Annotated in this window: 23 protein-coding genes, 2 tRNA genes and 4 pseudogenes; 17 read left to right on the forward strand and 12 right to left on the reverse strand. The window is 68.4% G+C overall.

Going from position 1 to position 25244, the window contains the following annotated elements; all coding sequences use genetic code 11:
• Positions 1 to 322 precede the first annotated feature (322 nt).
• From E4N62_RS37980 to E4N62_RS38000, 5 genes are all read left to right on the forward strand, one after another.
• A complete protein-coding gene (locus tag E4N62_RS37980) occupies positions 323 to 898 on the forward strand; it encodes a TerD family protein (protein WP_230221942.1) in 576 nt (191 codons plus the stop codon).
• Between the two features lie 120 nt (positions 899 to 1018).
• Positions 1019 to 1837 (forward strand): hypothetical protein, encoded by an 819-nt coding sequence (locus E4N62_RS37985; RefSeq protein WP_230221944.1) that lies wholly within the window; start codon positions 1019 to 1021, stop codon positions 1835 to 1837.
• A 70-nt stretch (positions 1838 to 1907) separates the two neighbouring features.
• On the forward strand, positions 1908 to 2489 hold the full coding sequence (locus tag E4N62_RS37990; RefSeq protein WP_230221946.1) for a TerD family protein: 582 nt from the start codon (positions 1908 to 1910) through the stop codon (positions 2487 to 2489).
• 39 nt (positions 2490 to 2528) lie between these two features.
• The gene (tatA, locus tag E4N62_RS37995) at positions 2529 to 2798 is read left to right on the forward strand and encodes a Sec-independent protein translocase subunit TatA (RefSeq protein ID WP_230221948.1); all 270 of its coding nucleotides are present in this window, start codon (positions 2529 to 2531) and stop codon (positions 2796 to 2798) included.
• Positions 2799 to 2958: 160 nt separating this feature from the next.
• Positions 2959 to 3513, forward strand: coding sequence for a tyrosine-type recombinase/integrase (locus tag E4N62_RS38000; RefSeq protein WP_230221950.1), 555 nt, complete (start codon positions 2959 to 2961; stop codon positions 3511 to 3513).
• Between the two features lie 102 nt (positions 3514 to 3615).
• On the opposite strand, the gene E4N62_RS38005 is transcribed toward E4N62_RS38000, so the two are convergent.
• A tRNA-Thr gene (locus E4N62_RS38005) sits at positions 3616 to 3689 on the reverse strand.
• A gap of 233 nt (positions 3690 to 3922) precedes the next feature.
• Between E4N62_RS38005 and msiK the strand changes: the two genes are divergently transcribed.
• The 3 genes from msiK to E4N62_RS38020 all read left to right on the forward strand — a co-directional run bounded on the left by msiK (position 3923) and on the right by E4N62_RS38020 (position 6597).
• Positions 3923 to 5059, forward strand: coding sequence for a diacetylchitobiose ABC transporter ATP-binding protein MsiK (gene msiK, locus E4N62_RS38010; RefSeq protein ID WP_230221952.1), 1137 nt, complete (start codon positions 3923 to 3925; stop codon positions 5057 to 5059).
• A 241-nt stretch (positions 5060 to 5300) separates the two neighbouring features.
• Positions 5301 to 5765: a hypothetical protein gene (locus E4N62_RS38015; RefSeq protein WP_230221955.1), complete on the forward strand. Its 465-nt coding sequence runs from the start codon at positions 5301 to 5303 to the stop codon at positions 5763 to 5765.
• A 100-nt stretch (positions 5766 to 5865) separates the two neighbouring features.
• A complete protein-coding gene (locus tag E4N62_RS38020; protein WP_230221957.1) occupies positions 5866 to 6597 on the forward strand; it encodes a nucleotidyltransferase family protein in 732 nt (243 codons plus the stop codon).
• A 480-nt stretch (positions 6598 to 7077) separates the two neighbouring features.
• On the opposite strand, the gene E4N62_RS38025 is transcribed toward E4N62_RS38020, so the two are convergent.
• The 7 genes and pseudogenes from E4N62_RS38025 to E4N62_RS38055 all read right to left on the reverse strand — a co-directional run bounded on the left by E4N62_RS38025 (position 7078) and on the right by E4N62_RS38055 (position 14383).
• Positions 7078 to 8829, reverse strand: a complete 1752-nt coding sequence (locus E4N62_RS38025) for a DoxX family protein (protein ID WP_230222090.1) — start codon at positions 8827 to 8829, stop codon at positions 7078 to 7080.
• 120 nt (positions 8830 to 8949) lie between these two features.
• A complete protein-coding gene (gene rlmB, locus E4N62_RS38030; RefSeq protein ID WP_230221959.1) occupies positions 8950 to 9891 on the reverse strand; it encodes a 23S rRNA (guanosine(2251)-2'-O)-methyltransferase RlmB in 942 nt (313 codons plus the stop codon).
• A gap of 158 nt (positions 9892 to 10049) precedes the next feature.
• Positions 10050 to 11453, reverse strand: a complete 1404-nt coding sequence (gene cysS / locus E4N62_RS38035; RefSeq protein ID WP_230221961.1) for a cysteine--tRNA ligase — start codon at positions 11451 to 11453, stop codon at positions 10050 to 10052.
• A 254-nt stretch (positions 11454 to 11707) separates the two neighbouring features.
• Positions 11708 to 12201, reverse strand: a pseudogene (ispF, locus tag E4N62_RS38040) (2-C-methyl-D-erythritol 2,4-cyclodiphosphate synthase).
• A gap of 58 nt (positions 12202 to 12259) precedes the next feature.
• Positions 12260 to 13036: a 2-C-methyl-D-erythritol 4-phosphate cytidylyltransferase gene (gene ispD, locus E4N62_RS38045; protein ID WP_184892435.1), complete on the reverse strand. Its 777-nt coding sequence runs from the start codon at positions 13034 to 13036 to the stop codon at positions 12260 to 12262.
• Positions 13037 to 13375: 339 nt separating this feature from the next.
• On the reverse strand, positions 13376 to 13858 hold the full coding sequence (locus tag E4N62_RS38050; protein ID WP_003953493.1) for a CarD family transcriptional regulator: 483 nt from the start codon (positions 13856 to 13858) through the stop codon (positions 13376 to 13378).
• A gap of 339 nt (positions 13859 to 14197) precedes the next feature.
• Entirely contained in the window at positions 14198 to 14383 is a 186-nt protein-coding gene (locus E4N62_RS38055) for a hypothetical protein (protein ID WP_230221963.1), read from the reverse strand.
• A gap of 104 nt (positions 14384 to 14487) precedes the next feature.
• Here E4N62_RS38055 and E4N62_RS38060 point away from each other — a divergent pair, with 104 nt between their 5' ends.
• Complete coding sequence (locus E4N62_RS38060) at positions 14488 to 15180, forward strand: copper chaperone PCu(A)C (protein ID WP_230221965.1); 693 nt, start codon at positions 14488 to 14490, stop codon at positions 15178 to 15180.
• 133 nt (positions 15181 to 15313) lie between these two features.
• Here the strand turns inward: E4N62_RS38060 and E4N62_RS38065 are convergent, their stop codons facing one another.
• Both E4N62_RS38065 and E4N62_RS38070 read right to left on the reverse strand, forming a co-directional pair.
• Entirely contained in the window at positions 15314 to 15994 is a 681-nt protein-coding gene (locus E4N62_RS38065) for a response regulator transcription factor (RefSeq protein WP_009340348.1), read from the reverse strand.
• Positions 15991 to 17307: a cell wall metabolism sensor histidine kinase WalK gene (locus E4N62_RS38070; protein WP_230221967.1), complete on the reverse strand. Its 1317-nt coding sequence runs from the start codon at positions 17305 to 17307 to the stop codon at positions 15991 to 15993. Before E4N62_RS38070 ends, E4N62_RS38065 begins: the two co-directional genes overlap by 4 nt.
• Positions 17308 to 17606: 299 nt before the next feature.
• Between E4N62_RS38070 and phoU the strand changes: the two are divergent.
• The 3 genes and pseudogenes from phoU to E4N62_RS38085 all read left to right on the forward strand — a co-directional run.
• A pseudogene (gene phoU, locus E4N62_RS38075) lies at positions 17607 to 18290 on the forward strand (phosphate signaling complex protein PhoU); the annotation flags it as partial.
• Between the two features lie 687 nt (positions 18291 to 18977).
• A complete protein-coding gene (locus E4N62_RS38080) occupies positions 18978 to 19226 on the forward strand; it encodes an SCO4226 family nickel-binding protein (RefSeq protein ID WP_230221970.1) in 249 nt (82 codons plus the stop codon).
• A gap of 154 nt (positions 19227 to 19380) precedes the next feature.
• The gene (locus tag E4N62_RS38085) at positions 19381 to 19680 is read left to right on the forward strand and encodes a TPMT family class I SAM-dependent methyltransferase (RefSeq protein WP_230221972.1); all 300 of its coding nucleotides are present in this window, start codon (positions 19381 to 19383) and stop codon (positions 19678 to 19680) included.
• A gap of 257 nt (positions 19681 to 19937) precedes the next feature.
• On the opposite strand, the gene E4N62_RS38090 is transcribed toward E4N62_RS38085, so the two are convergent.
• Complete coding sequence (locus tag E4N62_RS38090; protein WP_230221974.1) at positions 19938 to 20483, reverse strand: GIY-YIG nuclease family protein; 546 nt, start codon at positions 20481 to 20483, stop codon at positions 19938 to 19940.
• A 397-nt stretch (positions 20484 to 20880) separates the two neighbouring features.
• Between E4N62_RS38090 and E4N62_RS38095 the strand changes: the two are divergent.
• The 3 genes and pseudogenes from E4N62_RS38095 to E4N62_RS48290 all read left to right on the forward strand — a co-directional run.
• Positions 20881 to 21099, forward strand: a pseudogene (locus E4N62_RS38095) (NUDIX domain-containing protein); the annotation flags it as partial.
• Positions 21036 to 22778 carry a hypothetical protein gene (locus E4N62_RS38100; RefSeq protein WP_230221976.1) on the forward strand — a complete coding sequence of 581 codons (1743 nt, stop codon included), beginning with the start codon at positions 21036 to 21038 and terminating at the stop codon, positions 22776 to 22778. The pseudogene E4N62_RS38095 and the gene E4N62_RS38100, both read left to right, overlap by 64 nt.
• A 122-nt stretch (positions 22779 to 22900) precedes the next feature.
• Positions 22901 to 23026, forward strand: a pseudogene (locus E4N62_RS48290) (oxidoreductase); the annotation flags it as partial.
• A 54-nt stretch (positions 23027 to 23080) separates the two neighbouring features.
• Here the strand turns inward: E4N62_RS48290 and E4N62_RS38105 are convergent.
• Positions 23081 to 23201: transfer RNA gene (locus E4N62_RS38105), tRNA-Arg, on the reverse strand.
• An 858-nt stretch (positions 23202 to 24059) separates the two neighbouring features.
• Here E4N62_RS38105 and E4N62_RS38110 point away from each other — a divergent pair.
• Complete coding sequence (locus E4N62_RS38110; RefSeq protein ID WP_230221979.1) at positions 24060 to 24569, forward strand: matrixin family metalloprotease; 510 nt, start codon at positions 24060 to 24062, stop codon at positions 24567 to 24569.
• A 33-nt stretch (positions 24570 to 24602) separates the two neighbouring features.
• Positions 24603 to 25208, forward strand: a complete 606-nt coding sequence (locus E4N62_RS38115) for a hypothetical protein (RefSeq protein WP_230221981.1) — start codon at positions 24603 to 24605, stop codon at positions 25206 to 25208.
• The last annotated feature ends 36 nt before the right edge of the window (positions 25209 to 25244 follow it).

The following is a 25244-nucleotide window of genomic DNA, read 5'->3' on the forward strand; positions in this document are numbered from 1 at the left end:
TCCGGTGGAGCAAGAGCCCCGCACGCTGGCGCCATATCCGGCGTCCCATGATCGCGCGATCACGTCAACCCGGACCGCCCAGGGCGCCGCAAGCCAGGAAGCCGACCATCACACGATCGAGTCAAAGCGGCCTTATGCGCGCTCCTAGGCCAGCAGTTGCCGACCCCTGATCGGGCAGCGGCACGGACAGACTCAACAACACTCCTTCTCAACAACACTCCTTACAAACACTCCATCAAGTTCTACAGTGTTGTAGATTTCAGGTTCGGTCACTCAACGCCGGGCTCACACGCCCGGCCATGGGACACGGAAGGGATACGACATGGGTGTGAGCCTCTCCAAGGGCGGCAATGTCTCGCTGAGCAAGGAGGCGCCGGGCCTGACAGCCGTCCTGGTCGGCCTCGGGTGGGACGTCCGCACGACCACGGGCACCGACTACGACCTCGACGCCAGCGCCCTGCTGGTCAACGAGTCCGGCAAGGTGCTTTCCGACCGGCACTTCGTCTTCTTCAACAACCTGAAGAGCCCCGACGGCTCGGTGGAACACACCGGTGACAACCTCACCGGCGAAGGCGAGGGGGACGACGAGGTCATCAAGGTCAACCTGACCACCGTCCCCGCCGACGTCGCCCGGATCATCTTCCCCGTCTCCATCCACGACGCCGAGAACCGCGGCCACAGCTTCGGACAGGTCCGGGGGGCCTTCATCCGCGTCGTCAACCAGGCGGGCGGCTCCGAGCTGGCCCGCTACGACCTGTCCGAGGACGCCGCGACCGAGACCGCGATGGTCTTCGGCGAGCTCTACCGCAGCGGCGCGGAGTGGAAGTTCCGCGCCGTCGGTCAGGGCTACGCCTCCGGCCTGGCGGGCATCGCCGCCGACTTCGGCGTCAACGTCTGACTCACCGCCACGCGTCCGCGGGCGGACCCCGGACCGGTACGTCCGTCCCGCCCGCGACGAGCACATCCGCCGCCGGATGCCCGCCACGGATCGGCGCCGGCCCGCACATCGGGGACCTTCATGAACGAGCCCGGCCGCCTCGAAGCCGTCGACAGAGCCGACTTCGAACACACGCTGCACGAGGCACTGGGCGCCCCTGACATCCGTGAGGCCCTGCAGCAGCCGTGCGCACAGGTCACCGCCGAGCAGCTGCACGCCAGGGCACTGGCCGCGGCCGACACCATCGCTGCCGAAGCCTCCACCGAGTACGCCGCCCTGCTGCGGCTGCGGACCACACCCGCCCCGGCCCGCGGCGGCCGGCCCCAGCAGCCCGCGCACGCGACCGTCGGGGACGGACTGCTGGCGGCGCTGGCCGTACTCACTCCACTCCTGTCCGCAGCGGCGGCGGCCATATTCCTTCTCCTCGGGTACGGCATCCAGCTGGCCGGCGCTCAGCAGCCCCTCGCCATCGCACTGATCCGGACCGGCTGGATCACCGGGGCCATAGCGGTGCTCGCCGCCGCAGCAGCGGGCACGGCACTCGTGATCACCGCGGCCCGGCACCGCGCCACGTCCCGCCACCCGCAGCCGGACGCCGCCGCCCTCACCCAGGCCCACGCGGCGTGGCGGCGTGCCCTGCTGGAGCGCGGGCTGCTCCCGTTCCTGCGCCACCAGCTGCACCAGCCGCCCGCCGCCGCGCCGCAGCCCCGCCCGCTTCGCCTCCCGCACAGCGCGCTCGCCCCGGCTACAGCAGCCCGGACTTCACCGGCCCCACCCTCCCTTCCGGGACTGACACCGCCCCCGTGGGTGGGCACGCAGGCCGAAACGGTTCCGCCGCGCGAATGGCCGTATCCGCCAGGGCCGGGCGCGCCCCTGCCCACCATTTCTACAGTGCTGTAGATTCATGTGGGCCACCCCAACGCACCGCTGGGGCTGCGCACTTCGGACCCCGATCACCAGGAGGAAACCGGTGGGAATCACGCTGACCAAGGGCCAGCAGATCAGCCTGGAGAAGAGCGGCGGTCAACCACTCAGCGTCGTACGGATGGGACTGGGCTGGCAGGCTGCCCCCCGTAAAGGCTTCCTCGCCAGGCTGACCGCACGCGAGATCGACCTCGACGCCTCCGCGGTGCTCTTCGCCGGCAACGAGCCGGTCGACGTCGTCTTCTTCCAGCACCTGGTCAGCGACGACGGCTCGGTCCGCCACACCGGCGACAACCTCGTCGGTGGCGCCGGCCAGGGCGGCGACGACGAATCGATCCTCGTCGACCTGCTGCGCCTTCCCGCCCACGTCGACCAGATCGTCTTCACCGTCAACTCCTTCACCGGCCAGACCTTCGCCGAGGTGCAGAACGCCTTCTGCCGCCTCATCGACGAGAACACCGGCCAGGAACTGGCCCGCTACACCCTCTCCGGCGGGGGCTCCTACACCGCCCAGATCATGGCCAAGGTCCACCGCTCCAGCGGCGGATGGAACATGTCCGCCATCGGGGAACCGGCCAACGGCCGCACCTTCCAGGACCTGCTGCCCACCATCGCCAGCCACCTCTAGCCAACCTGCCGCCCGCCACCGAGGAGAAGACGAACACCCATGTTCGGCCTCAGCGAAATCGCCATCATCCTCATCATCGTCATATTGATCTTCGGTGCCAAGAAGCTCCCCGAACTCGCCCGCTCCATGGGCAAGTCGGCCCGCATTCTCAAGAGCGAGGCCAAGGCGATGAAGTCCGACCAGACGCCGCCCACCACACCGGAGGCGGCGTCGGACGAGGCCGCGGCCCCGCGCATCATCCGGGCCGCACCAGGTGACACCCCCGGTCGTCCCGCGGATCAGCCGGGCAACGACACACCGCGGACCTGACGCCCTGAACGACGCCATCGGCCGGCAGATCATCACGTTCAACCCAGCGACCACGTCGAGATCGTCGAGGACGGGGCCTTTCATATGCCCAGACGAGCACGCCTACCTCACCTATGACCAACTGGAGCGGCCGGCCCTTGCCGCGGGTGAGTACCGGCTGTTGATCCTCACCCTCGAGTACTGCGGCATCCGGTGGGCGGAGGCGTCCGCAGTGAAGGCCGGCCGTCTGTCGGTGCCCAAGCGTCGGATACGGATCGTGCAGAACTACACCGACGTCAAGGGCGTGCTGGCCCTGGGGCCGGTGAAGAACCACGAGAAGCGGTCCGTGCCGCTCCCTCGGTCGTTCGCCGACGAGTTGGGCACCCTCGGCCACGGGAAGTCGGCTGACGGCCTTCTGTTCACCGCCCCCGAGGGCGGACCGCTGCGGTACGCCAACTTCCGGGCGAGGGTGTTCGACCCGGCCGTGAAGGAGGCGGGCCTGGAGGGTATGGGCGTCACGCCGCACAAGCTGCGGTACACCGCGGCCTCCCTGAGCATCGCGGCCGGCGCCGACGTGAAGGTCGTACAGACGATGCTCGGGCACAAGGATGCGGCGATGACGCCGAACACGTACTCGCACTTGTGGCCCGACCGGCTTGACGAGGTGGCGGACACACTCGATGCCGGGCGGCAGGTCGCACCTGCCTTGGCGGATGCGTCGCTCACCGACGCTTAGCGATCAAAGTGACGTGTACTAGTACTAATGTGTACGACCCCCTAGTGATGATCTTGCTAGGGGGTCGACCCATTGGGCCGTTGACCAGCCTTTATGCGGCAGAGCCCCCTGTCGGATTCGAACCGACGACCTACGCATTACAAGTGCGTTGCTCTGGCCAGCTGAGCTAAGGAGGCGTGGTCCCTCGCGGGGACGCCCGTGCAGTGTACCCAGGTCGCAGGGTGTGATCGTCGAAAATTTCCGCGAAGTTCACAGGGGCCCGGGTACTGACAGACCCGGTGAACGGCAGGTACCGTCCTGACCCAATCCACTCCCGTGGACTACACCACCGCGGCACGGCCGTGGTGGATCACCACCTTTACAACGGATCGTCCGGCACGTTCCTGCCGGTGAAGGGGGCCTACGACCCATGGCCACAGTTACGTTCGACAAGGCGACCCGGATCTACCCGGGTTCCACGAAGCCCGCCGTGGACGGTCTCGACATCGAGATCGAGGACGGCGAGTTCCTCGTTCTGGTCGGCCCGTCCGGTTGCGGCAAGTCCACCTCGCTCCGCATGCTCGCGGGGCTCGAGGACGTCAACGGCGGCGCCATCCGCATCGGTGACCGCGACGTCACGCACCTGCCGCCGAAGGACCGGGACATCGCCATGGTGTTCCAGAACTACGCGCTCTACCCGCACATGACCGTCGCCGACAACATGGGCTTCGCCCTGAAGATCGCCGGCGTCAACAAGGCCGAGATCCGGCAGAAGGTCGAAGAGGCCGCGAAGATCCTCGACCTCACCGAGTACCTGGACCGCAAGCCGAAGGCCCTCTCCGGCGGTCAGCGCCAGCGTGTCGCGATGGGCCGCGCCATCGTGCGTGAGCCCCAGGTCTTCCTCATGGACGAGCCGCTGTCGAACCTCGACGCCAAGCTCCGCGTCTCGACCCGTACGCAGATCGCCTCGCTCCAGCGCCGTCTGGGCATCACCACGGTGTACGTCACCCACGACCAGGTCGAGGCCATGACGATGGGCGACCGCGTGGCGGTCCTCAAGGACGGCCTCCTCCAGCAGGTCGACTCGCCGCGCAACATGTACGACCGCCCGGCCAACCTCTTCGTCGCCGGCTTCATCGGCTCCCCGGCCATGAACCTGGTCGAGGTCCCGATCACCGACGGTGGCGTGAAGTTCGGCAACAGCGTCGTCCCGGTCAACCGTGACGCCCTGAAGGCCGCCTCCGACAAGGGTGACACCACGGTCACCGTCGGTGTCCGCCCGGAGCACTTCGACATCGTGGAGCACAACGGCGCCGCCGCCTCCGCCCTGTCGAAGGACGCCGAGGACGCCCCGGCCGGCCTCGCCGTCTCCGTCAACGTCGTCGAGGAGCTCGGCGCCGACGGTTACGTCTACGGCACCGCCGAGGTCGGCGGCGAGACCAAGGACCTCGTGGTCCGCGTCAACGGCCGTCAGGTCCCCGAGAAGGGCGCGACGCTGCACGTCGTCCCGCGTCCGGGCGAGACCCACGTGTTCTCGACCTCGACAGGCGAGCGCCTCACCGACTGACCTCCCGACAGGGTGGGCGCGGCCGTTCGCGAAACCACCGACCCGGGATAAATCACCCAGGTTGACGAAGAGGGCCCCGCGGATTTCCGCGGGGCCCTTTTTCACGTCGACAACTACCCCGGCAAATCAGCCCTTTTCGACCGCCGTGCGTCAACACGCCACCCTGGAACCGGCGCTGCGACATCCCCCGTATCGGTGACCTAATGTCGCCATATCACTACCCCGCGCTACCCTCACTCGCGTGAAGCACACCCACACCTACACCCAACGGACGCGGCGCGGCCCCGGCCCCGCCCGCCGGATCGGCCGTTCGCTGGCCCTGGTCCTGCCCGTCGTCCTGGTCCTCTCCGGCACCCTCGCGGTCACCAAGGTCCAATGGACCACCACGGACCCCGACCAATCGGTCCTCGCCGCCTCGGACGTGGCCGAGCTGGACTCCACCGAGCGCGCCAAGCCCCGCGCCCCGCACGAGGTGCTCCAGGACAAACTCCTGATGGAGCTCCAGGACGAGGACCCGGGAGTCGCCCTCACCCACCTCCAGGAAGCGGTGAACGAGCGCCCGTCGCTCGCGAAGCACTGCACCGCCATCGCCCGTGCCCTCGGCCGCGCCGCCGTCCGCGCCTACGGCCCCACCCGGGCCCAGGGCTTCGCCCGTCCCGTCTGCGACACCTCGTACGCGACCGGAGTGGCCGCCCAGTTCGCCTGACCACCCCGGCGATCCACCGGGGCACCCCACCCGGTGCCCCCCTCCGCGCCGATCCCAGGGCCGTGCTCCCGCGAACGGGGTGCCACGTACAGTTCGGGTCATGACCGATCCGAACGCCGCGTCGCGCCCCGTTCAAGCCGTGGTCCTCGCCGGTGGCCAGGGCTCCCGGCTGCGTCCGTACACCGACGACCGGCCCAAGCCCATGGTCGAGATCCCCGGTACGGGCACGCCGATCATCGGCCATCAGCTCGCCTGGCTCGCCGAGGAGGGCGTGACCGACGTGGTCGTCTCCTGCGGCCATCTCGCCGACGTCCTGCAGAAGTGGCTGGACTCCGCCGACCTGCCGGTCCGCGTCACCACGGTCGTCGAGACGGAGCCCCTGGGCCGAGGCGGGGGCCTCAAGTACGCCGCCGCGCACCTCCCGCACCCCGACCAGCCCTGGTACGCCACGAACGGCGACATCTGGACCCGCTTCTCGCTCCGCGACATGGCGGACTTCCACACCGAACGGGACGCCGTCGCCACGCTCGCCCTGGCGCGCCCGCGCATCCCCTGGGGCGCCGTGAAGACGGACGGCTTCGGCCGCGTCACGGACTTCATCGAGGCCCCGCCCACCACGTACGAGATCAACGCCGGCGTCTACGTGTTCTCCCCGGAGTTCACCGACCTCCTCCCGGCCCGGGGCGACCACGAACGCACCACGTTCCCCCGTCTCGCCCGAGAGCGCCGCCTCGCGGGCTTCCCCCTCCCCCAGGGCGCCTACTGGCGAGCCATCGACACGGCAAAGGACCTCACAGAGGCAGCAAAGGAACTGGCGTCCCAGACCCGCTAGACGGCCGCTCAGGGCCGGGGAGGGGCGCTGAGGGTTCGTGCCCGGTGAGCAGCTGTGCCGAGCGCTGAGCACCGCTGAGGGTCGGTGCGGCGATGAGGGGGCCCTCAGGGTCGGTGCGGGGCGCTGAGCGGCGGGTGAGGCTCGGTGACGGCGGTGAGCGGCGCTGAGACTGAGCAGTGGGCTGAGCGGCGCTGAGACTGAGCGGCGGCGCGGGTCGGTGCGGGTCGGTGAGGGCAGCTTTCAAAGCCGGGGCCCAGGCCCAGCGCCCGTCAGGGGCGGGGAACCGCGCGACCAGCCCCACCCAACCCGCACCCAACCCTCACCCGCCCCCAAACCGCTCCCCGGCTCCTAGGCACCCCGATGACGACCCGCACGAAACACACAACCGCCAACGCCAACGCCAACGGGCCCCACGCAGAACTCCACGCGGGGCCCATCACCACATCATTCACATCACCACAGCCGACCGACCCGGCCGACCTACCCGAGCAACCCCCCGACCAGCCCAGGCTGCTGCCCACCGGAAGAGCTCCCCCCGGTAGACCCTCCGGAGGACGTCGCCCCACCGGTCGCATCGCCGGAGGCACCGCTCGAACTGGGCCCCGCCGTCGTACTCGGCACCTGCTCCACCGGCGCCGACTGCTGCGGCGGCGCCTGCCCGGCCGTCCCCTGCGTCTGGCTCGGCTGCCCCCCGGTGACCGCCCCGGTGGACCGCGTGGCCCCCGGCGTGGTCGCCTCCTGCGAAGGCTTCGCGGACGTGGCGCCCGCGCTCGGCGAGTTGGACGCGGACGGGCTGTTCTCGCGCCGCGCACTCGGCTCACCCGGCAGCGGTGACCCCGGCAGCTCGTTGCGCGGCGCCTCCCCGGGCCCGGGAACGACGATCCGGTCGGCGTCCCGCACGGCCCCGCCGAGCAGGGACCCGACGAGCAGCGTCAGCCCGACGACGATCGCGGTCACGAGCGCGCCCCGGCGCAGTACGTACCGCCGCAGCTCCCAGATGTCGGCGCGCGGCCCGAGCGTGCGCCAGGCGCCGCCCGCGAGCCGTCCGTCGACCGAGTACACCGGCGCACCCGCGATGATCAGCGGGGACCAGGCGGCGAGGTAGATGATGTCGGGCGTCTCGTAGACGGGGACGGTCTTCCAGCTGACGGTGACGAGCAGCGCGGCCGACAGCAGCGCCCCGACTCCGGCCGCGACCCGCTGCCACAGTCCGAAGACGGTCAGCACGCCGACGATGACCTGGGCGAAGGCGATGACCAGCCCCGAGCCCACCGGGTGTTCGAGGGCGAACTGCCGCAGCGGCTCGGCGACTTCCCACGGGTGCAGCGTGTTCAGCCACTTCACCATGGAACCGCGCTTGCCGCCGTCGAAGTAGTGCGGGTCGCAGAGCTTGCCCATGCCGGCGTAGATGGAGATGAAACCGAGGAAGACCCGCAGCGGCAGCAGCACCACGCCGAGGTTCATCCGGCGACCGGGGTAATAGGCGTGCCGGACGGGCTCGTTGCCGGTCCGGCGCCCGCTCCGCCCTTCCTCGCCGTCGGCCCGGTCGTCGTACGGGTCCGTGAAGTCGTCGTCCCCGTAGGCGCCTTGGCCGGGTCCGTGACCCGCCTGGCCGTAGCGGGCCTCGTCGTAGGCGCTGTCGACCGTGCGCATCGCGGGGAGCAGCCGGGTGCCGTCGCCGGCGGCGTGGTCGCCGTGCGTGCGCTGGCTGCCGACGATGGGCGTCTCCACCGTCTCCACGGTCAAGTCGGCGCCGTACCGCCCACTTTCGGAGCCGTAGCGCCGGCCCCCGGTGTCGTAGCCGGCGCCGCCCGTGCCGTCGACGCGGGGGATGACCTGGGTCGAGCCCGTGTCGCCCAGCGGGTCGGGGAGACCGACGCCCGCGCCGCGCACCGCCTGGAGGAGCCGGTGGGCTCCGGTGTCGTCGGGCGCGGACTTCCCGCTCCAGACGACCGGCGCGCGCCGGCGCCCGGCGGCGGGCGCACCGGAACGCCCCGCCGTGCCCACGACGGGGATGCGCGTGGTGTCCTCGGTGACGCTCAGGTGCCGTGCGATACGCGGGGACGCCCGCGTGGAGGCGCCCAACTGCACGCGGAAGCTCGCGTGGTTGACGATGACCTGCGCCGGATCGCTCGGCACCTTCACCATGCTCAGCGCGGGAGCGTCGTCGAATCCCGAGTCGAATTTCGACGAACGGTCCCCCGTGGGTGTGCGGGGTGTTCTGGTGTCCACACTCATCTAACCGAGTGACGTGTCGTTAGGACACTGCTTTGACCGCCCCGATCTGTCCGGACCCCGTCAAGGTGATCCAGAACATCCCGAACCCCCAGCTAGGGCCGTTTCGGCCCTGTCTCAGGCCCTGCGCCGCGCCGCCTCGTACAGCACAACTCCCGCCGCCACACCGGCGTTCAGCGACTCGGCGCCACCCGGCATGGGGATCCGCACCCGGAAGTCGCACGTCTCGCCGACGAGGCGGGACAGGCCCTTGCCCTCGCTGCCGACGACGATCACGACGGGCCCCTCCAGGGCCTCCAGTTCCCCCACCTCGGCCTCGCCGTCGGCGGCGAGCCCGACCACGACGACACCGGCCTTCTTGTACGCCTCCAGGGCGCGCGTGAGGTTGGTGGCGCGCGCGACGGGCGTACGGGCGGCCGTACCGGCGGACGTCTTCCACGCACCGGCGGTCATCCCGGCCGCGCGCCGCTCGGGCACGACGACACCGTGGCCGCCGAACGCGGAGACGGACCGGACGACGGCACCGAGGTTGCGCGGGTCGGTCACCCCGTCGAGGGCGACGATCAGCGGGTCCTCGCCCTCGTCGTACGCGGCGGCCACCAGGTCCTCGGGGTGCGCGTACTCGTAGGGCGGCACCTGGAGGACGAGCCCCTGGTGGTTGAGCCCGTTGGTCATGCGGTCCAGCTCGGGGCGGGGGGCCTCCATGAGGTTGATGCCACCGCGCTCGGCCGCGAGCTGGAGCGCCTCGCGCACCCGCTCGTCGTTGTCGATGAACTGCTGGACGTAGAGCGTCGAGGCGGGCACGCCCTCGCGCAGTGCCTCGACGACCGGGTTGCGGCCCACGACCATCTCGGACGTGCCCTTGCCGCCCCGGCCACGCGGCGCGGGGCGGCGCGCGGCCTGCCTCGCCTTGGCGTTGGCGATGCGGTTCGCCTTGTGCTTCTTGCGCATCTCGGCGGGCGGCGTCGGACCCTTGCCCTCGAGACCCTTGCGCCGCTGGCCGCCACTGCCGACCTGCGCGCCCTTCTTGCCGGACATGCGGCGGTTGTTAGCGGCCATGACCTACCCGTCTCCTGAGAAGCGTGCGTGTGTACGAATCTGTATGCGCATGAGCGTGTGTGCTCGACGCGGTGTGCTCACCAAGCATGGTGTGCTCAATGCAGTGTGCCGCCCGGAGGCCCGGGCGGCACAATCGATCAAGGTGACCGGACGTCCGCTCAGCGCGGGCCGAGCGTCCAGCGCGGGCCGTCCGGGCTGTCCTCGATGACCAGACCGGACTGGTTGAGCTGGTCACGGATGGCGTCGGCGGTGGCCCAGTCCTTACGAGCGCGCGCCGCCTCCCGCTGCTGCAGGACCAGCCCGACGAGGCTGTCGACGACTCCGTGCAGGTCCTCGCCGCGCTCGCCGCCGTCACCGGCCCAGTGCGCGTCCAGCGGGTCGAGGCCCAGCACACCGAGCATGGCCCGCACCTCGGCGAGCCGTGCCACCGCCTCTTCCTTGTCGTCGGCGGCCAGCGCGCTGTTGCCCTGCCGGACCGTGGTGTGCACGATGGCGAGCGCCTGCGGCACCCCGAGGTCGTCGTCCATCGCCTCGGCGAACGCCGACGGCACCTCGGACGCGGGCTCGACGATCCCGCCGGCCTTCTCGACGACCCGCTGTACGAACCCCTCGATCCGCGCGAACGCCGACTCGGCCTCGCGCAGGGCGTCCTCGCTGTACTCGATCATCGACCGGTAGTGCGGGGTGCCCAGGTAGTACCGGAGCACGATGGGCCGCCAGTGCTTGACCATCTCGGAGACGAGGACGCTGTTCCCCAGCGACTTGGACATCTTCTCGCCGCTCATGGTGACCCAGGCGTTGTGCACCCAGTACGTGGCGAAGTCGTCGCCGAAGGCCTTGGCCTGCGCGATCTCGTTCTCGTGGTGCGGGAAGATCAGGTCGAGGCCGCCGCCGTGGATGTCGAAGGCGCTGCCCAGGTACTTGTGGGCCATGGCCGAGCACTCCAGGTGCCACCCCGGCCGCCCCCGCCCCCAGGGCGTCTCCCAGGTCGGCTCCCCCGGCTTCGCCGACTTCCACATGGCGAAGTCCCGCGGGTCGCGCTTGCCGGTCTCGCCCTCGCCCGAGGGCTGGAGCAGATTGTCGAGCTCCTGGTTGGACAGCTGCAGATACCCGGGGAAGGACCGCACGTCGAAGTAGACGTTCCCGTCGGCCTCGTACGCGTGTCCGCGCTCGATCAGCCCGCGCATCATCTCGACCATCTCGGTCACGTGCCCGGTGGCACGGGGCTCGTAGGTCGGCGGCAGGCAACCGAGCACGCCGTACCCGTCGTTGAACGCGCGCTCGTTCTCGTACCCGATCGACCACCACGGCCGGCCCTGGTCGGCCGCCTTCGTGATGATCTTGTCGTCGATGTCCGTGACGTTCCGGATGAAGGTCACGTCGTACCCGCGGTACTCGAACCACCGGCGCATGATGTCGAAGTTGAGCCCCGACCGGATGTGCCCGATGTGCGGGGCCGCCTGCACCGTGGCGCCACACAGGTAGATCGAGACGCAACCCGGCGTGAGCGGGGCGAAGTCACGGATCTGCCGGGCGCTGGTGTCGTACAGGCGAATAGTCACGCACCCAAGCGTAGTGGCCCACCACCCATGCCCCGAGCCCTTCACCCCGAGGACGACAGATTCGTGACGTATGCCCACCGGCGCCGGCACTCCTCGACGGGCCGCAGGCCCAAAAAGGGGCGTGGGGAACTGCGCGACCAGCCCCCACCGAACCCGCACGTCCCCACCCACCCCGCGCGGAGCGCGAAAGGGGTCGAAGGGCGCAGCCCCTGGGGAAGGGACGGGTAGGGGCGGCAGGGGCGAGAAACCCGGGTTCACCCCACCCGCACGACCAACGCCGTGGCCACCGCCATCAACCCCTCACCCCGCCCGGGAAACCCCAGCCCGTCCGTCGTCGCCCCCGACACCGACACCGGCGCCCCCACAACCTCCGACAGCACCCGCTGCGCCTCGTCCCGCCGCTTCCCGATCTTCGGCCGGGCCCCCACCACCTGCACCGCCACGTTCCCGATGACGAACCCCCGGCCCGCACGATCCGCGCCGCCTCCGCCAGCAACGTCACCCCGGACGCCCCGGACCACTCCGGCCGCCCGGTCCCGAAATGCTGCCCCAGATCCCCATCCCGGCCGCGGAGAACAACGCGTTGCACGCCGCGTGCGCCACGACGTCCGCGTCGGAGTGCCCGGCCAGCCCCGGCCCTCCCCTCCCACTTCAGCCCGGCGCACCACAGCTCCCGCCCCTCCTCGAAGGCGTGGATGTCAGTACCGATCCCGACCTGCGGCAACACCACGGAACCCGGCAACGACACCGGCGTCGCCCCGGAATCCTCAGCAGCCACCGACGAACCCGTAGCCCCCGTCGAACCCTCAGAACCCACCGTCGAGCCTCCTGCGCGCCAGAACCGCCTCCGCGAGCACCAGGTCCAGCGGCCTGGTCACCTTGAACGCCTCCTCGTGCCCCGGCACGACCACGACGCCGAGCCCGAGCCGCTCCACCATGCTCGCGTCGTCGGTGACCTCCCCGGTGACCGTCTCGTGCGCCCGCACGAGGGTCTCCCGGTGGAATCCCTGCGGCGTCTGCACGGCGCGCAGCCGCGCCCGCTCGGGCGTGGCGACGACCGGCTCCGGCGCCCCCGGCGCGTCCGCCGGCTCGACCTCCTTGACCGTGTCCGCGAGCGGCAGCGCGGGAACGACGGCCGGCGCCCCGTCCCGTACGGCCTCGATGACCGCGTCGACCGTGTCGACGGGCACCAGCGGACGGGCCGCGTCGTGGACGAGGACGGTGTCGTAGCCGGGCGGCAGCGCGTCCAGGCCGAGCTTCACCGACTCCTGGCGCGACTCACCCCCGGGCACGACGAGGAAGTCCGTCCGCTCGGGCAGCGCGTGCGCGTCGAGGAGGGTCTTGACCTCGGGGGCGCCGTCGGGCGGCGCCACCACGATGACCAGGGAGACGGCACGGGACGCGGCCATGGCCCGCACCGCGTGGATCAGCATCGGGGTGCCGTTCAGCGCACGCAGCGCTTTGGGGGCGCCCGGGCCGAGGCGTACGCCCCGGCCGGCGGCCGGGATCACAGCCGCCGTACGGGTTGCCGCACGGGCTGCGGTACCGGTTCCGGAAGGCGAAGGGCGCGAATCGTCAGACATCGGTTCCTGTCAGGTTTGTGTGCTCGGCCTACGTGGGTATGGCCACAGCGTGCCGGGCGCGACACCTTGACCGGACCCTTCCGTGACATCTGGTCGAGCCAGCTGCCCGGGCCCGGCACGCCAAGTACGAGTACGGCGTACTCATGAGCACCGGGGCACGCCAGGTATCGCCAAGTATCAGGGACCTCTTCAGGCGTACGACATCCGGGTACGAACATGCCGCAGCGCCCGGCGACATCACCTACGTCATCGGGCACCGCGGCATTTCGATGTGCTGCTGCACTGAACCACTGAGCGGGCTGGCTGCCTGCCTCAGGTCAGTTCGGTAACGCAGTCAGTTCAGGACGCGAGAACCTCGTCGAGCAGAGCCTCGGCCTTGTCCTCGTTGGTGTTCTCCGCGAGGGCGAGCTCGCTCACCAGGATCTGGCGGGCCTTGGCGAGCATGCGCTTCTCACCGGCGGACAGTCCGCGCTCGCGCTCACGACGCCACAGGTCACGCACGACTTCCGCGACCTTGATGACATCGCCGGAGGCGAGCTTCTCCAGGTTTGCCTTGTAGCGACGCGACCAGTTCGTGGGCTCCTCGGCATACGGTGCGCGCAGCACCTCGAAGACCCGGTCCAGGCCGTCCTGACCGACCACATCACGTACGCCGACGAACTCCGCATTGTCCGCTGGCACACGCACCGTCAGGTCGCCCTGAGCGACCTTGAGCACCAAGTAGGTCTTGTCCACGCCTTTGATCTGGCGAGTTTCGATGGCCTCGATCAGCGCGGCCCCGTGATGGGGATAGACCACGGTGTCGCCAACCTTGAACGTCATGTGACAGGTACCCCTTCCGTGGCTATCCAGGGTAACACGGATACGGCGGGTTCTGAATGGCGTTTTCGCAGGTCAGGGCATATCTCGGGGCTTGACAACTGCAACAGGAACGTGCTTCGGGACCCGAACGGGAGAGGGTATTCGCAGGTGGGAGCGGCTCTCCGGGCGGAGTGAAACGCGTACGTTACACGCATCCGGAGGACGCCGGGGGCATCCTAACGTCCCGCTTTGTCCGGCTCCAGATGTGCGACTTCCGCTACTCCGTTCGGTGTGTGGAGTCGGGTACAAGACGATTCCGGAATTGATCAAGGAGTTCGATCCACGGGCCCTCTTCCGCCGTTACCGGATCGTGTTCTTGCGCGTTCCGGCGGTGTTCTGGCGGTGTTCTGGCAGTTGATCGATTTTTCGTGGCGGCACACATTCCTGGGCGGATTTCCAGGACGCGGCGCCGACGAGATCGAGGGTGGTTTTGCGAATGCCGACCGGGACGGCCGTGACGTGTCCGTCAATTGCTTCCGGTGACATGTCGGGGACTTGGGGAGGGTCGGGTGCGGCGGCGACGGGACGGCTCGGTAACCTAAGGCCGCTACAGACCACGTACCGCCCACGTTCTAGGAGTTGCCGCCGCCGTGAGCAGCAGCCTTCGACGCGGCGCCCTCGCCGCCGCCGCCATCGCGTTCTCGATCGCCTCACTCGCCGCGTGCGCCGCCGGCAGCAACGCCCAGACGCTGGAGATCAAGCCGGACAACGCCGCCACCAGCGTCGGCGACATCAAGATCCAGAACGCCATCGTGGTCACCCAGCCCGGCACCGAGACCGAGGGCCCCGCCGTCGTCTCCGCGACGCTCTTCAACGCCGCCTCGACCGACCAGACGCTGGACTCCGTCACCGTCGAGGGCGCCGGCACCGTCGAGCTCACCCCGGCGAAGGGCAAGGGCAAGGGCGGCAAGGTCGTCGTCCCGGCCGGCGGCTCCGTGATCCTGGGCGGCGAGGGCAACGCCTCCGCCGTCCTGTCGGACGTCACCGACGCGGTCAAGGACGGCAACGCCCAGAAGGTCACCTTCGAGTTCAGCGAGACCGGCCAGGTCGCCCTGCGCGCCTTCGTGGTCCCCGCCGAGCACTACTTCGAGAAGTGGGGCCCGACGGACATCCCCGAGGCTCCCGCCGCCAGCGCCTCCCCGTCGGAGGAGACCACCGGCTCCCCGTCTCCTGACGGCACGGGCTCGCCGTCCCCGGACGGCACGGCCGCCGAGGAGGGCACCGCCGCCGGTTCGACGGCCTCGCCGTCCACCTCGGCCGCCGAGGAGACCACGGGCCGCTGAGGCCGCCAGGGGTCACCCCGAGTACATACGCCGAAGGGCGGCACCCCTCCAGGGGTGCCGCCCTTCGGCGTATGCGTGTCCGTTCGGTGTCCGTGGGGCCCGGGGCCGTGGGGTCCCGTGTGCGTCCCTCGGCCTACGGCTCGAACTTGTACCCCAGTCCGCGCACCGTCACCAGGTATCGCGGCGCGCCGGGGTCCGGCTCGATCTTGGCGCGCAGGCGCTTGACGTGGACGTCGAGGGTCTTGGTGTCGCCCACGTAGTCGGCGCCCCAGACGCGGTCGATGAGCTGCATTCGGGTCAGGACGCGGCCGGCGTTCCGCAGCAGCATTTCGAGCAGGTCGAACTCCTTGAGGGGGAGGTCGACCTTGGAGCCCGAGACAGTGACCACGTGACGGTCGACGTCCATCCGGACGGGACCGGCCTCCAGCGCGGCCGGGGTGACCTCCTCGGGCTCGCCGCGGCGGCGCAGTACGGCCCGGATGCGGGCGACGAGCTCGCGGGAGGAGAAGGGCTTGGTGACATAGTCATCGGCTCCTATTTCCAGGCCCACGACCTTGTCGATCTCGCTGTCCTTGGCGGTCACCATGATCACCGGGACATTTGAACGGCCGCGCAGCTGACGGCAGACCTCGGTACCCGGCAGCCCGGGCAGCATCAGGTCGAGCAGGACGAGGTCGGCTCCATTGCGCTCGAACTCGTCGAGGCCGTCGGGCCCGGTGGTCGCGATGGCGACCTCGAAGCCCTCTTTGCGGAGCATGTAGGACAGGGCGTCGGAGAAGGACTCCTCGTCCTCGACGACGAGCACTCGGGTCACGGAAGGACCTCCGGGGCGGGAAGCGGTCCGTACGGTTCGTACGGGGATCTGTCGGTGTGAGGCTGTCCGTCCTCGTCGTCGAGGTCCGGGTACTGGGCGGCGCGGTCACGGGACTTGCCCGCCTCCGGCAGCCTGAGCGTGAACGTGGAGCCCTGTCCCTCCGAGCTCCACACCGTGACCTCCCCGCCGTGCGAGGCGGCCACGTGCTTGACGATCGCGAGACCGAGGCCCGTACCGCCGGTCTGGCGGGAGCGGGCCGGGTCCACGCGGTAGAAGCGCTCGAAGATGCGCTCCTTGTCCTTGTCCGAGATGCCGATGCCCTGGTCGGTCACGGCGATCTCGATGTGGTCCCCACCGGGGGCGGTCACCCGGCGTGCGGCTATGCCGACGCGGGTGCGGGCCGGGGAGTAGTTGACAGCGTTCTCCACGAGGTTGCCGAGCGCGGCGGCCAGCTGACCGCGGTTGCCCCAGACGCGCAGCTCGGCCGTGCCGCCCGCCCGTCGCCCGCCGCCACCCTGTTCGAGCCCTTCGGGCGCCCCTGTATTCGAGGCCATGGTGATCTGCTTGGTGCCGGCCTGGTGGCGGCAGCGGTCGACGGCCTCGGCGACCAGCTCGTCCACCCGAACGGGCTCGGCGTCCTCCAGCGGGTCGTCGTTCTGCACCCGGGAGAGGTCGATCAGCTCCTGCACGAGGTTGGTGAGCCGGGTGGCCTCGATCTGCATACGCCCGGCGAAGCGTTCCACCGCCTCGGGGTCGTCCGAGGCCCCCATGACGGCCTCGGAGAGGAGGGAGAGCGCGCCGACGGGCGTCTTCAGCTCATGGCTGACGTTCGCGACGAAGTCCCGCCGCACGGCCTCTATCCGGCGGGCCTCGGTGAGGTCCTCGACCAGGAGCAGTACGAGCCGGGAGCCGAGCGGCGCGACGCGCGCGGAGACGGCGAGGGCCTCGCCGCGACCCGTGCCGCGCCGGGGCAGGTCCAGCTCGACCTGCCGTATCTCGCCGTCACGGCGGGTGTCGCGGGCCATCTTGAGCATCGGCTCGATGGAGAGCTTGCCGCCCCGCACCAGCCCGAGGGCGTAAGCGGCGGAGCTGGCCTTGACGACGGCGTCCGACTCGTCGAGCACGACGGCGGAGGAGCGGAGCACGGACAGCACGGTGTCGACGCCGGGCGGCAGCACCAGGTCGGTGTGCAGGGAGGTTCGGGTCGGACGCTTCTGCTCGCGCTCGCTGAAGCGGAACGCCAGCATGGCGATGACGCCGGTGAGCACTCCGGCGATCGCTGCCGCTGCGGCGACCGCCGCGTTCACGTCCATGCATCCAGGTTAGGCACGAGGTCGGACATCCCCACAGCGATCGGAGGGCGACCTCGAACACTCGTCGCCCAGAGTTCACCTTGGAGCCAGTATTGGTTCATTTGGGGTGGCGGAAACGGACGCGTAAGGGCCGGAACGTGGGAGCGTGGGAATCGTCCGGGACTCCCGGTCACCGTTCGCCGTCGCCGTTCCACGCGGTGGTCGGGGTACGACCGTACCGGCCCGGCCTGGCGGGTCGGCTTCCGGAACGGCTTTCCTGGTTACCCACGAGCAGACGTACGTAAGAGAGGGACACCCTGATGCGGGACGCGTACCACGAGGAACTTGACTCGATCGGTGAGGGCCTGGTCGAGATGGCCCGACTGGTGGGGTCGGCGATCGGTCGCGCCACGACGGCGATGCTCGACGCCGACCTGAAGCTGGCCGAGAGCGTGATCGAGGCCGACAAGAAGGTCGACGACCTCCAGCACGACCTGGAGGCCCGCGCGATAGCCCTGCTGGCCCGGCAGCAGCCGGTGGCGACAGATCTTCGTATCGTCGTGACGTCGCTGCGGATGTCGGCCGACCTGGAGCGCTCGGGCGACCTCGCCCAGCACGTGGCCAAGCTGACCCGGCTGCGCTTCCCCGAGCGCGCGGTCCCGCGCGACCTGCACGCCACGATCCTGGAGATGGGCCAGCTCGCGCAGCGGCTGATGGCGAAGGCAGCCGAGGTCATCATCACCAAGGACGTCGACCTGGCGCTCCAGCTGGAGAGCGACGACGACGCGATGGACCTGCTCCACCGCACCCTCTTCCAGCACCTCATGGACGACCGCTGGAAGCACGGCATCGAGACCGCCGTCGACGTCACCCTCCTCGGCCGCTACTACGAGCGCTTCGCCGACCACGCGGTGTCGGTCGCGAAGCGGGTGGTGTACCTGGTGACGGGCGAACACGCGGACGAACTCCAGGCGGACATCCAGCCGGTGCAGCCGGTCGCGGGGGTGGAGGGGCGTAAGGGGCGGCGGAGCTGCGGAGCGGCGGTGGTGGCCGTGGGGAGGCCGCCGAGAGCAGCGGGTGCGCCGGGGCCGCGGTATCCGGCGCGCCGCGGTAGCGGGGCTCCGGCGCTCGAACATGGGGCAGGGCGTGTGGACGCCTCTGTGCGCCGTTGATGCGCCCGGCTGAACGGGCTTGGAATAGGGCAGGCAAGGGGCAGGCAAGAAAGAGCCCGTTCCCTGCGCTTCCTTGTCTTCCGTGCCTCGCCTTCCGTGCTTCGCCTTCCATCCCTTCGAGGAGGGACCATGGCCGAATCCCCCGCCAGCCCCAGCACGCCGGACCCGACACAGGTCCGGGACACCCATCAGCCCGTCGACCGCAAGATCCTGCCTCTCTTCGGTGCCTGCGGATGCGGGTCCGGATGCGGGTGCGGGTGCCAGTCCGGCAATCCGTGCCAGTGCGGCTGACGCCGACCAGCCGCGGGCGCGTCTGCGCGGTGGGCGAGTGAAGGGGCCTGTCTCTGACAACGGGCCCCTTCACTCATGTCCGGCGCCGGCGCCGATGTCGACATCGACATCGACATCGACATTTCGGCTGCGGCTGCGGAGTCGCCCGTACGGCCGTAAGGGCGCAGCATGAGGAGGGGAGGGAGCACAAGGCACAGGCAGGCACCAGGCACTGAGGAGGTGCGGGTGATGACCAAGTTCATGGACGTCCACCACAACATGAAGGGCATCACGGAGGACCAGCTGCGTGCGGCGCACAACGCCGACCTCGACATCGAGAAGGACGAGAACGTCCACTTCGAACGCGCCTGGGCCGACCCCACGTCGGGCACCGTGTACTGCCTCTCGGAGGCCCCCTCCGCCGACGCGGTCCAGCGCATCCACGAACGCGCGGGCCACAAGGCGGACGAGATCCATCCGGTTCCCCTGATGATCTAGGCGGTACGGCGCGGACGAGCCGGCGCAACGAGCGCGCGCAAGCGCTGGGTCAGCGGCGTTCGCCTCCGCGCGCTCTGTCCGACGACACTAGCCGGGTGGAACCATCCCCATGCCGGAACCGGCCGGGACCGGCGGGAACAAGGGGGTACTGCACATGTCCGTAGTGATGTCGATGCACTGGCCAGAGGTGACCCCGGAGCAGTACGACACCGTGCGGGACGCGGTCGACTGGGAGGGGGTACCGGCGGCCGGGGGCCAGATCCACGTGGCCTGGTTCGACGACCAGGGGATGCATGTCGTCGACGTGTGGGAGTCCCAGCAGGCGTTCGAAGCGTTCTTCGCCGAGCGTCTGGCCCCCGTACTCGAAAAAGCGGGCCTCCAGGGCACCCCCCACACCACCTTCAGCCCCCTCCACCGCCGCTTCGTCGCACCGACCATCGAGGGAGCGGCATAACCCGACACGCTCCACGACGACAAATGCCCCCACCTGCGAAGAAGCCGCAGGTAGGGGGCCTGCACTACTCGGGTTACTTCTCTGCTCTGCTTACTTCTTCTTGCCCTGGGTCTTGCCGGGGATCTTGGTGAGCTGGGTTTTTGCTGGTCAGGGGCGGTGGGCTCGTGCGCCTGGTGGTGGTCGTTGGTCGTTGTTGGCCACTGTTGAGCGTCCTCGGACGGCCCAGGGACGGCCCAGGCAACGGCCCGTTCGGCGGCCTACGAGCTGATGGGCAACTCTCGTGCTCGCTGGCGTGCTTGGGCTCGTATCTCCTTCAGGCGACTGTGGAACGCGTTGTGGCGGTTCTGGTCGAGGTTCAGTGGGAGGTCGAGCTGGGAGATGAGCTGTGACTCCAGGTCCCACGGTTCGCTCTGCTCGATCCAGCACACCCGCGCGTTGTCCGCCATCCACTGGCTCAGGGTGGCTTCGCCGGCCTTGCCGAAGGTCATCCGCTTGCCGCTGCCCACGCGGCGCAGCTCAAGGCCGAGCAGGCATCCGAGGGTGAGCCGCAGTGTCGAGCCGGCCGCGTTGCCCCGGTAGTGGTAGCGCACCCGCTTGCGCAGGTTCTGCGTGCTGGTCCGGTTCGCCATGAACCGCGGGGCTATACCGACGTACAGCAGGCGGGCAGCGTCCAGGTCGGGGTGGGGCGGCTGCTCGAAGTGCCACCCGTAGACCCCTGCTGCCGCCGGTACAGGACTCGGACGTACCAAGACCTCCTGCGCCGACCACAACTGATGGGGACTGACGAGAGCGGTAGCTTCCACGGCATCTCCAGGCGCGCGACGGCTGATCGTCGCAGGCTACTGGTCGCCGCTGACAGCGTCCCTCGCCTGCGTAGCTGCGTGACATCAGCTTGGGAAGCTGCGGGCATTTGGTGGCCGTTCCGGGCGCTGAGCTGGACGAAGGGTGGGGGAGCGGCCTTGGCGGGGCGCGGCTGCTTTCACCGTGGTTCCCCGTTGTTCCCCGCTCGTTCTGGTGCGCTAGTGGTGCGCACCGGGCCCATCCATAGTCCGGCCCGCTCGGTTCAGGCCTTCTCGCCGAGGTGAGCGCACTACCGTCGGGCATATGAAGGTCCGTCACAACGTACGTGCGGTTCTGCTCGATGGCGGTCAGCTGGTGTTCCTGCGCTGAGGATGGCCGGGCGGCACCTCCTACACGACCGTCGGTGGGGGCGTCGAAGCTGAGGATGCCTATCTCGAAGCGGCTCTACGCCGTGAGGTGATGGAAGAGATCGGTGCCACGATCGGCCCGGCGAGCGAGTATGGGCTCCAGCTGCGGACGTTGTCGTTGTCAGCGCGAGGGCGCAGAATGGCCCGGTGGCAGAGCAGCAGCCGCGGCGGAAGCCGCTCGTTCATCCGAAGCCAACCCCGACGACGGTGAAGCAGCTGTACGGGACAGCGTTCCGGTGCGCGAAGCCCGGCTGTCTGAGACCGCTCTATCGGATGAATGACGACACTGGAGAGTGGCTCCTCAACAGCAGCGTCGCCCACATTCATGCCCGCAGCGAGGGCGGTCCGCGATGGGCCCCAGAAATGTCCGCGTCGGAGAATCAGCGTGCATCGAATCTGCTTCCACTCTGCAATGATCACGCCGCCGAGATTGACGATACTCCAGAACACTATCCGGCAGATCTGCTTCGAGAGTGGAAGAGTGAGCAGTTGCAGGAGTACCGAAACCTGAATCGCTCGTGGCCGGTGAACGACGCACAGGCAGAGGAGATCTCGGCGGTATCTTTCGACCCTCGCCAGGCCGGGATCACGCATGCTGGTTCGGGTGCGGTGATCGGTGCAGTCCGTTGTTCAGGACTGATGGTAGAGACGGCTCGTTCGCGGCGTCTGCAGGCTTCCGAAGTTGTGGACGCATGGAATGCTGTGCGCGACCGGGCGACTCGAACGATGCCCGTGTTCGACCAGAATGGTGAGCGGCTGCGAGTTGAGCCGCCACGAATCGAGACTGACCCGATAAGGGCGGCTCTGCTGGATTCCTTGAACGGGGCACGGGCGGCCCTGCAGGATTACATGGTTCTACTCGTTGCCGAACTGCACGCTGTGCAAGCTGCCAGCCCGAAGCTGGGCCCCTGGTGCAACTGGGTAGAGCAGGCAGCGCGGCAGCTCACCCACGCAGTTGGTCGCTGGGAGAACCCCCCTGAGCCTGACGGCAAGGTGCCGTCAGAGGCGGCGATGGAGTTGACCCGGGCGGCGCAGATGCTTGCCGGTGCCTGGCGCGGGGACGACGTTACTGAGCCCCCACTATCGCTGACATTGCTTCAATCCCAGGACGACGAGACTGATCTTGCGCGTGAGGCGCGGCTGCATCGCGAACTGCTTGACCGGGCCAAGCCGTGGAGCAGAGTGACGCACCGACAGTTCGATGCTGACCTCTATGAAGAACTCGTGTGTGCGGCAGGCAACGTGGCCCATCTGCCGCAGTTGCTATCGCTATTGCCTGTGGGCCTGGAAACGACCACGCGACTCGCCGCGGGAGTGGCGCGCAACGTTGATGACTCTACCCTGCGGGTGCTAATCGATCGGGCTGGCGAAATCCGTCCTTTGGCTGTTGCGGGATTTCTTCTGAAGCACTTGGCCATCATGGCCGGAGAAACTGACCGTGGTGAAATCCGCGACGCAGCGCACGAGAAAGTCCGGCAGATTTTGCTGGCTGAGCAGTGGCAAGATGTGGAAGTCTGGGAGGCAAATCAGGCATATGTCCTGCATCTGCTGCACTGGACCGCACAGTTCAGTGACCCCAGCCGGGTACGTATGACCCTGGAGTCGGCTCTTGAGCAAGATGCTGATTTGTTGCCGCTGTTGCTCGCTGGCGTGGCGCAGTGGAGTGAGCCATTCGACGATGGTCGGGGAGGAGTGATAAGAGGACCGTCGTCTCGAATCGACCGTCTGCCAGACTGGGTCCCGACCACCTTCGTCTTGGCCTTGATCAGTGAACGAATGCCAGACGTAGTGGCTGCGGACGAAGACACATGCGAGCGATACACAGACGAAGCTGAACGTTACGCCTCCCAGGTTCTGTGGCTGGCGGCCGGCAACCCGTCACCCTGGTGAACGCTGGCGTTCATCGGTGCACATGACTCGCCAACGATGGCACTGGCCAACGACTTTCGGCCTCGTTGCCTGGTAGATCTACTACCGCCTGGCAGTCGCCGCACAGCTCACCCAACTCCCATCACAGCCAGATCAGCATCACCATGGACGTGGACGCGCACGGCGTGCAGGACACTCAGCGCGAGGCAATCAGCCACATGGATCGGCTGCTCAAGCGGCGGCCGGTTGTGAGTGACCGTCCTCGTTGATGTCAAAAGTGGATGTCAAAGGCCCCGGATCATGATCGGTCTGGGCCTTTGCGCTGGTGCCTCGGCAGGATTCGAACCTGCGACACCCGCTTTAGGAGAGAGGCTGGGGCGTCGTGCCGATGACCTGGGGCTTCGATGACTGGTGAGATGCCCAGCAACTCGACCGCTAGACACCCTCGTTGACCGTGACTGACCGCTGCATCTGACACGGCAGTGGCACGAACCTCAGCCGACGACAGCCAGCCACGACGGCGGGTGCGCCGGCCGACCAGGCGCGCGTATGCCTCGCTGCACCCCCACCGCCCTCCGCCACGCTGCCGCTGTCGTCGACCAGAGCAAGCCGCGACGGCCGTCCCGTAACGACGGTGCCTGAGCCCTCAGCTTGGGAAGATTAGTCCTGCGGATGCTGGAACGCGGTCCTTGTAGTCGGGTCGCCCGGGGGTGAGATTCCCCCGGGCGACCCGACTACAGGCAGCCTGTACAACTGACCTGTGCAGGTGCCAGGTTGACAAAGAGATCCGCTTGACGTGACCCTGACCACAGCTGAATTCCGTGGCTGGGGACATCCCTGCGACATAGAGTTGCGGCAGCCCTCGTTCACGATCAGTGAGGGGCACGCCAAGGACAGCGCGACCGCGATCAGCGAAACGTCCACGGATGGGCCGGGGCCACCAGCTGCACACGCAAGGGGGGCGTAGAGCGCTGATCACCGGATGGACGCGCATTCCACGTAAAGGACTGCGACAAGAAGGAATCGCCAGGGAGTGCGGTCCGCACACGAGGGGTCGGCGTCCAGAACGGAACCATCAGACGCATGGAGAGCCTGAAACTTTACGCGCCTCCCCAAGGATCGCACACTACTTCACGCAACACGGTTCACTGGAATCAATACCAAATATTCACTTCACTCACTCTCGGAATGCGGGATTGTTGACGCAGTTGAAGTGAAGGGGGAAATCACATGAGACACCACATTCTAAGAAGGCTGGACAGGGCACGTCGGGCCAGAACAAGCAGGACCCCTGTTCATGCAGTGGTGCTCTGCATCACTGTCGCCACACTCACACTCCTCGGTCACGCCACCACCGCCACCGCCGACTCCCGGGGCAATTCATCAGTGGACAATAAAGAGATCCGCTGGGAGGACGAGACGAAATTCGATGACGCTCGGAAATGGGCACATACCGCCTGGAACAATAAGAAGTACAACCTGACAACCATCAAGATCGCTCCGGATGAATGGGACACCATCACCGACCTTGAGTGGCGCGACGAGAACCGCAGCGATGTCAGATGGGTTGGCGCCTGGGGTGGACTACCGGGCGCGGACAGAATCTACCTGAACAAGCACTTTCTCGACACGGGAAAGAAGTACGGCAAGAAGGGTTGGCGCCGGAAAGCAGCTGCGCACGAACTCGGCCATGCACTCGGCTTCAACCACAAGGTCAACGGAACACTCATGTCAAAGACCATCGGCTACATCCCCGCAAACGCCCGGCCGACCGCAACTGACCGCAAGGCATACCACGACCTCTGGGACTGATCAATGACAAAGAAAAAGACCATCCTCATGTCCGTGACCGCAGCCGTGATTCTAGGTGCGTGCGGCATCGGCGCCACCGTCTACTGGAACGAATACGAGCCAGACATTCCCGAGACCGGGGAGATGCATCTGACGTACGACGTCGATTTCTCCGTAGACGAGAACCTTGCAGGCGGCGCCCAGGATCTCTTCTACGGAAAGGTCACGGCTCTGAAGGGCCAGAAGGACCTTGGCATGGGTCCCGAGACCCAGTTCGCGGTCGCAGTGCAGCGCGTCTTCAAGGGAGATGTCACCGGCACCATCGTCGTCAACCAGCAGGGTGGCACCACCGATGAAGGAACCGTTGTCCTTCCTGAGGGCGACAAGCTACTGCAAGTGGGAAAGCGTTACCTGTTCGCCACGAACTACCACGAGGAGCAGCGATTCAACACGCTGATTCCTGTTTATGGCGACCAGTTGATCCCTGATACCGAGGCCCCGGCCCCTGGCGCGCCAGACGCTGACGGCGACGGGCAGTCCACTATGTCGGACCGGTGGACGGCAGCGGTCAAGAACCAGAATGACCTCTCCTCCGCACCCCCGGAGGTTGAGCCGACCGAGGAGCCGGACGAGGACCCGACGCCGAAAGCCAGTCCCTGACGGCAGCCGCCGCAAAACCCGGAGATCCGCCCCTGC

Source organism: Streptomyces sp. MNU76, assembly GCF_020982545.1.
Lineage (GTDB): Bacteria > Actinomycetota > Actinomycetes > Streptomycetales > Streptomycetaceae > Streptomyces.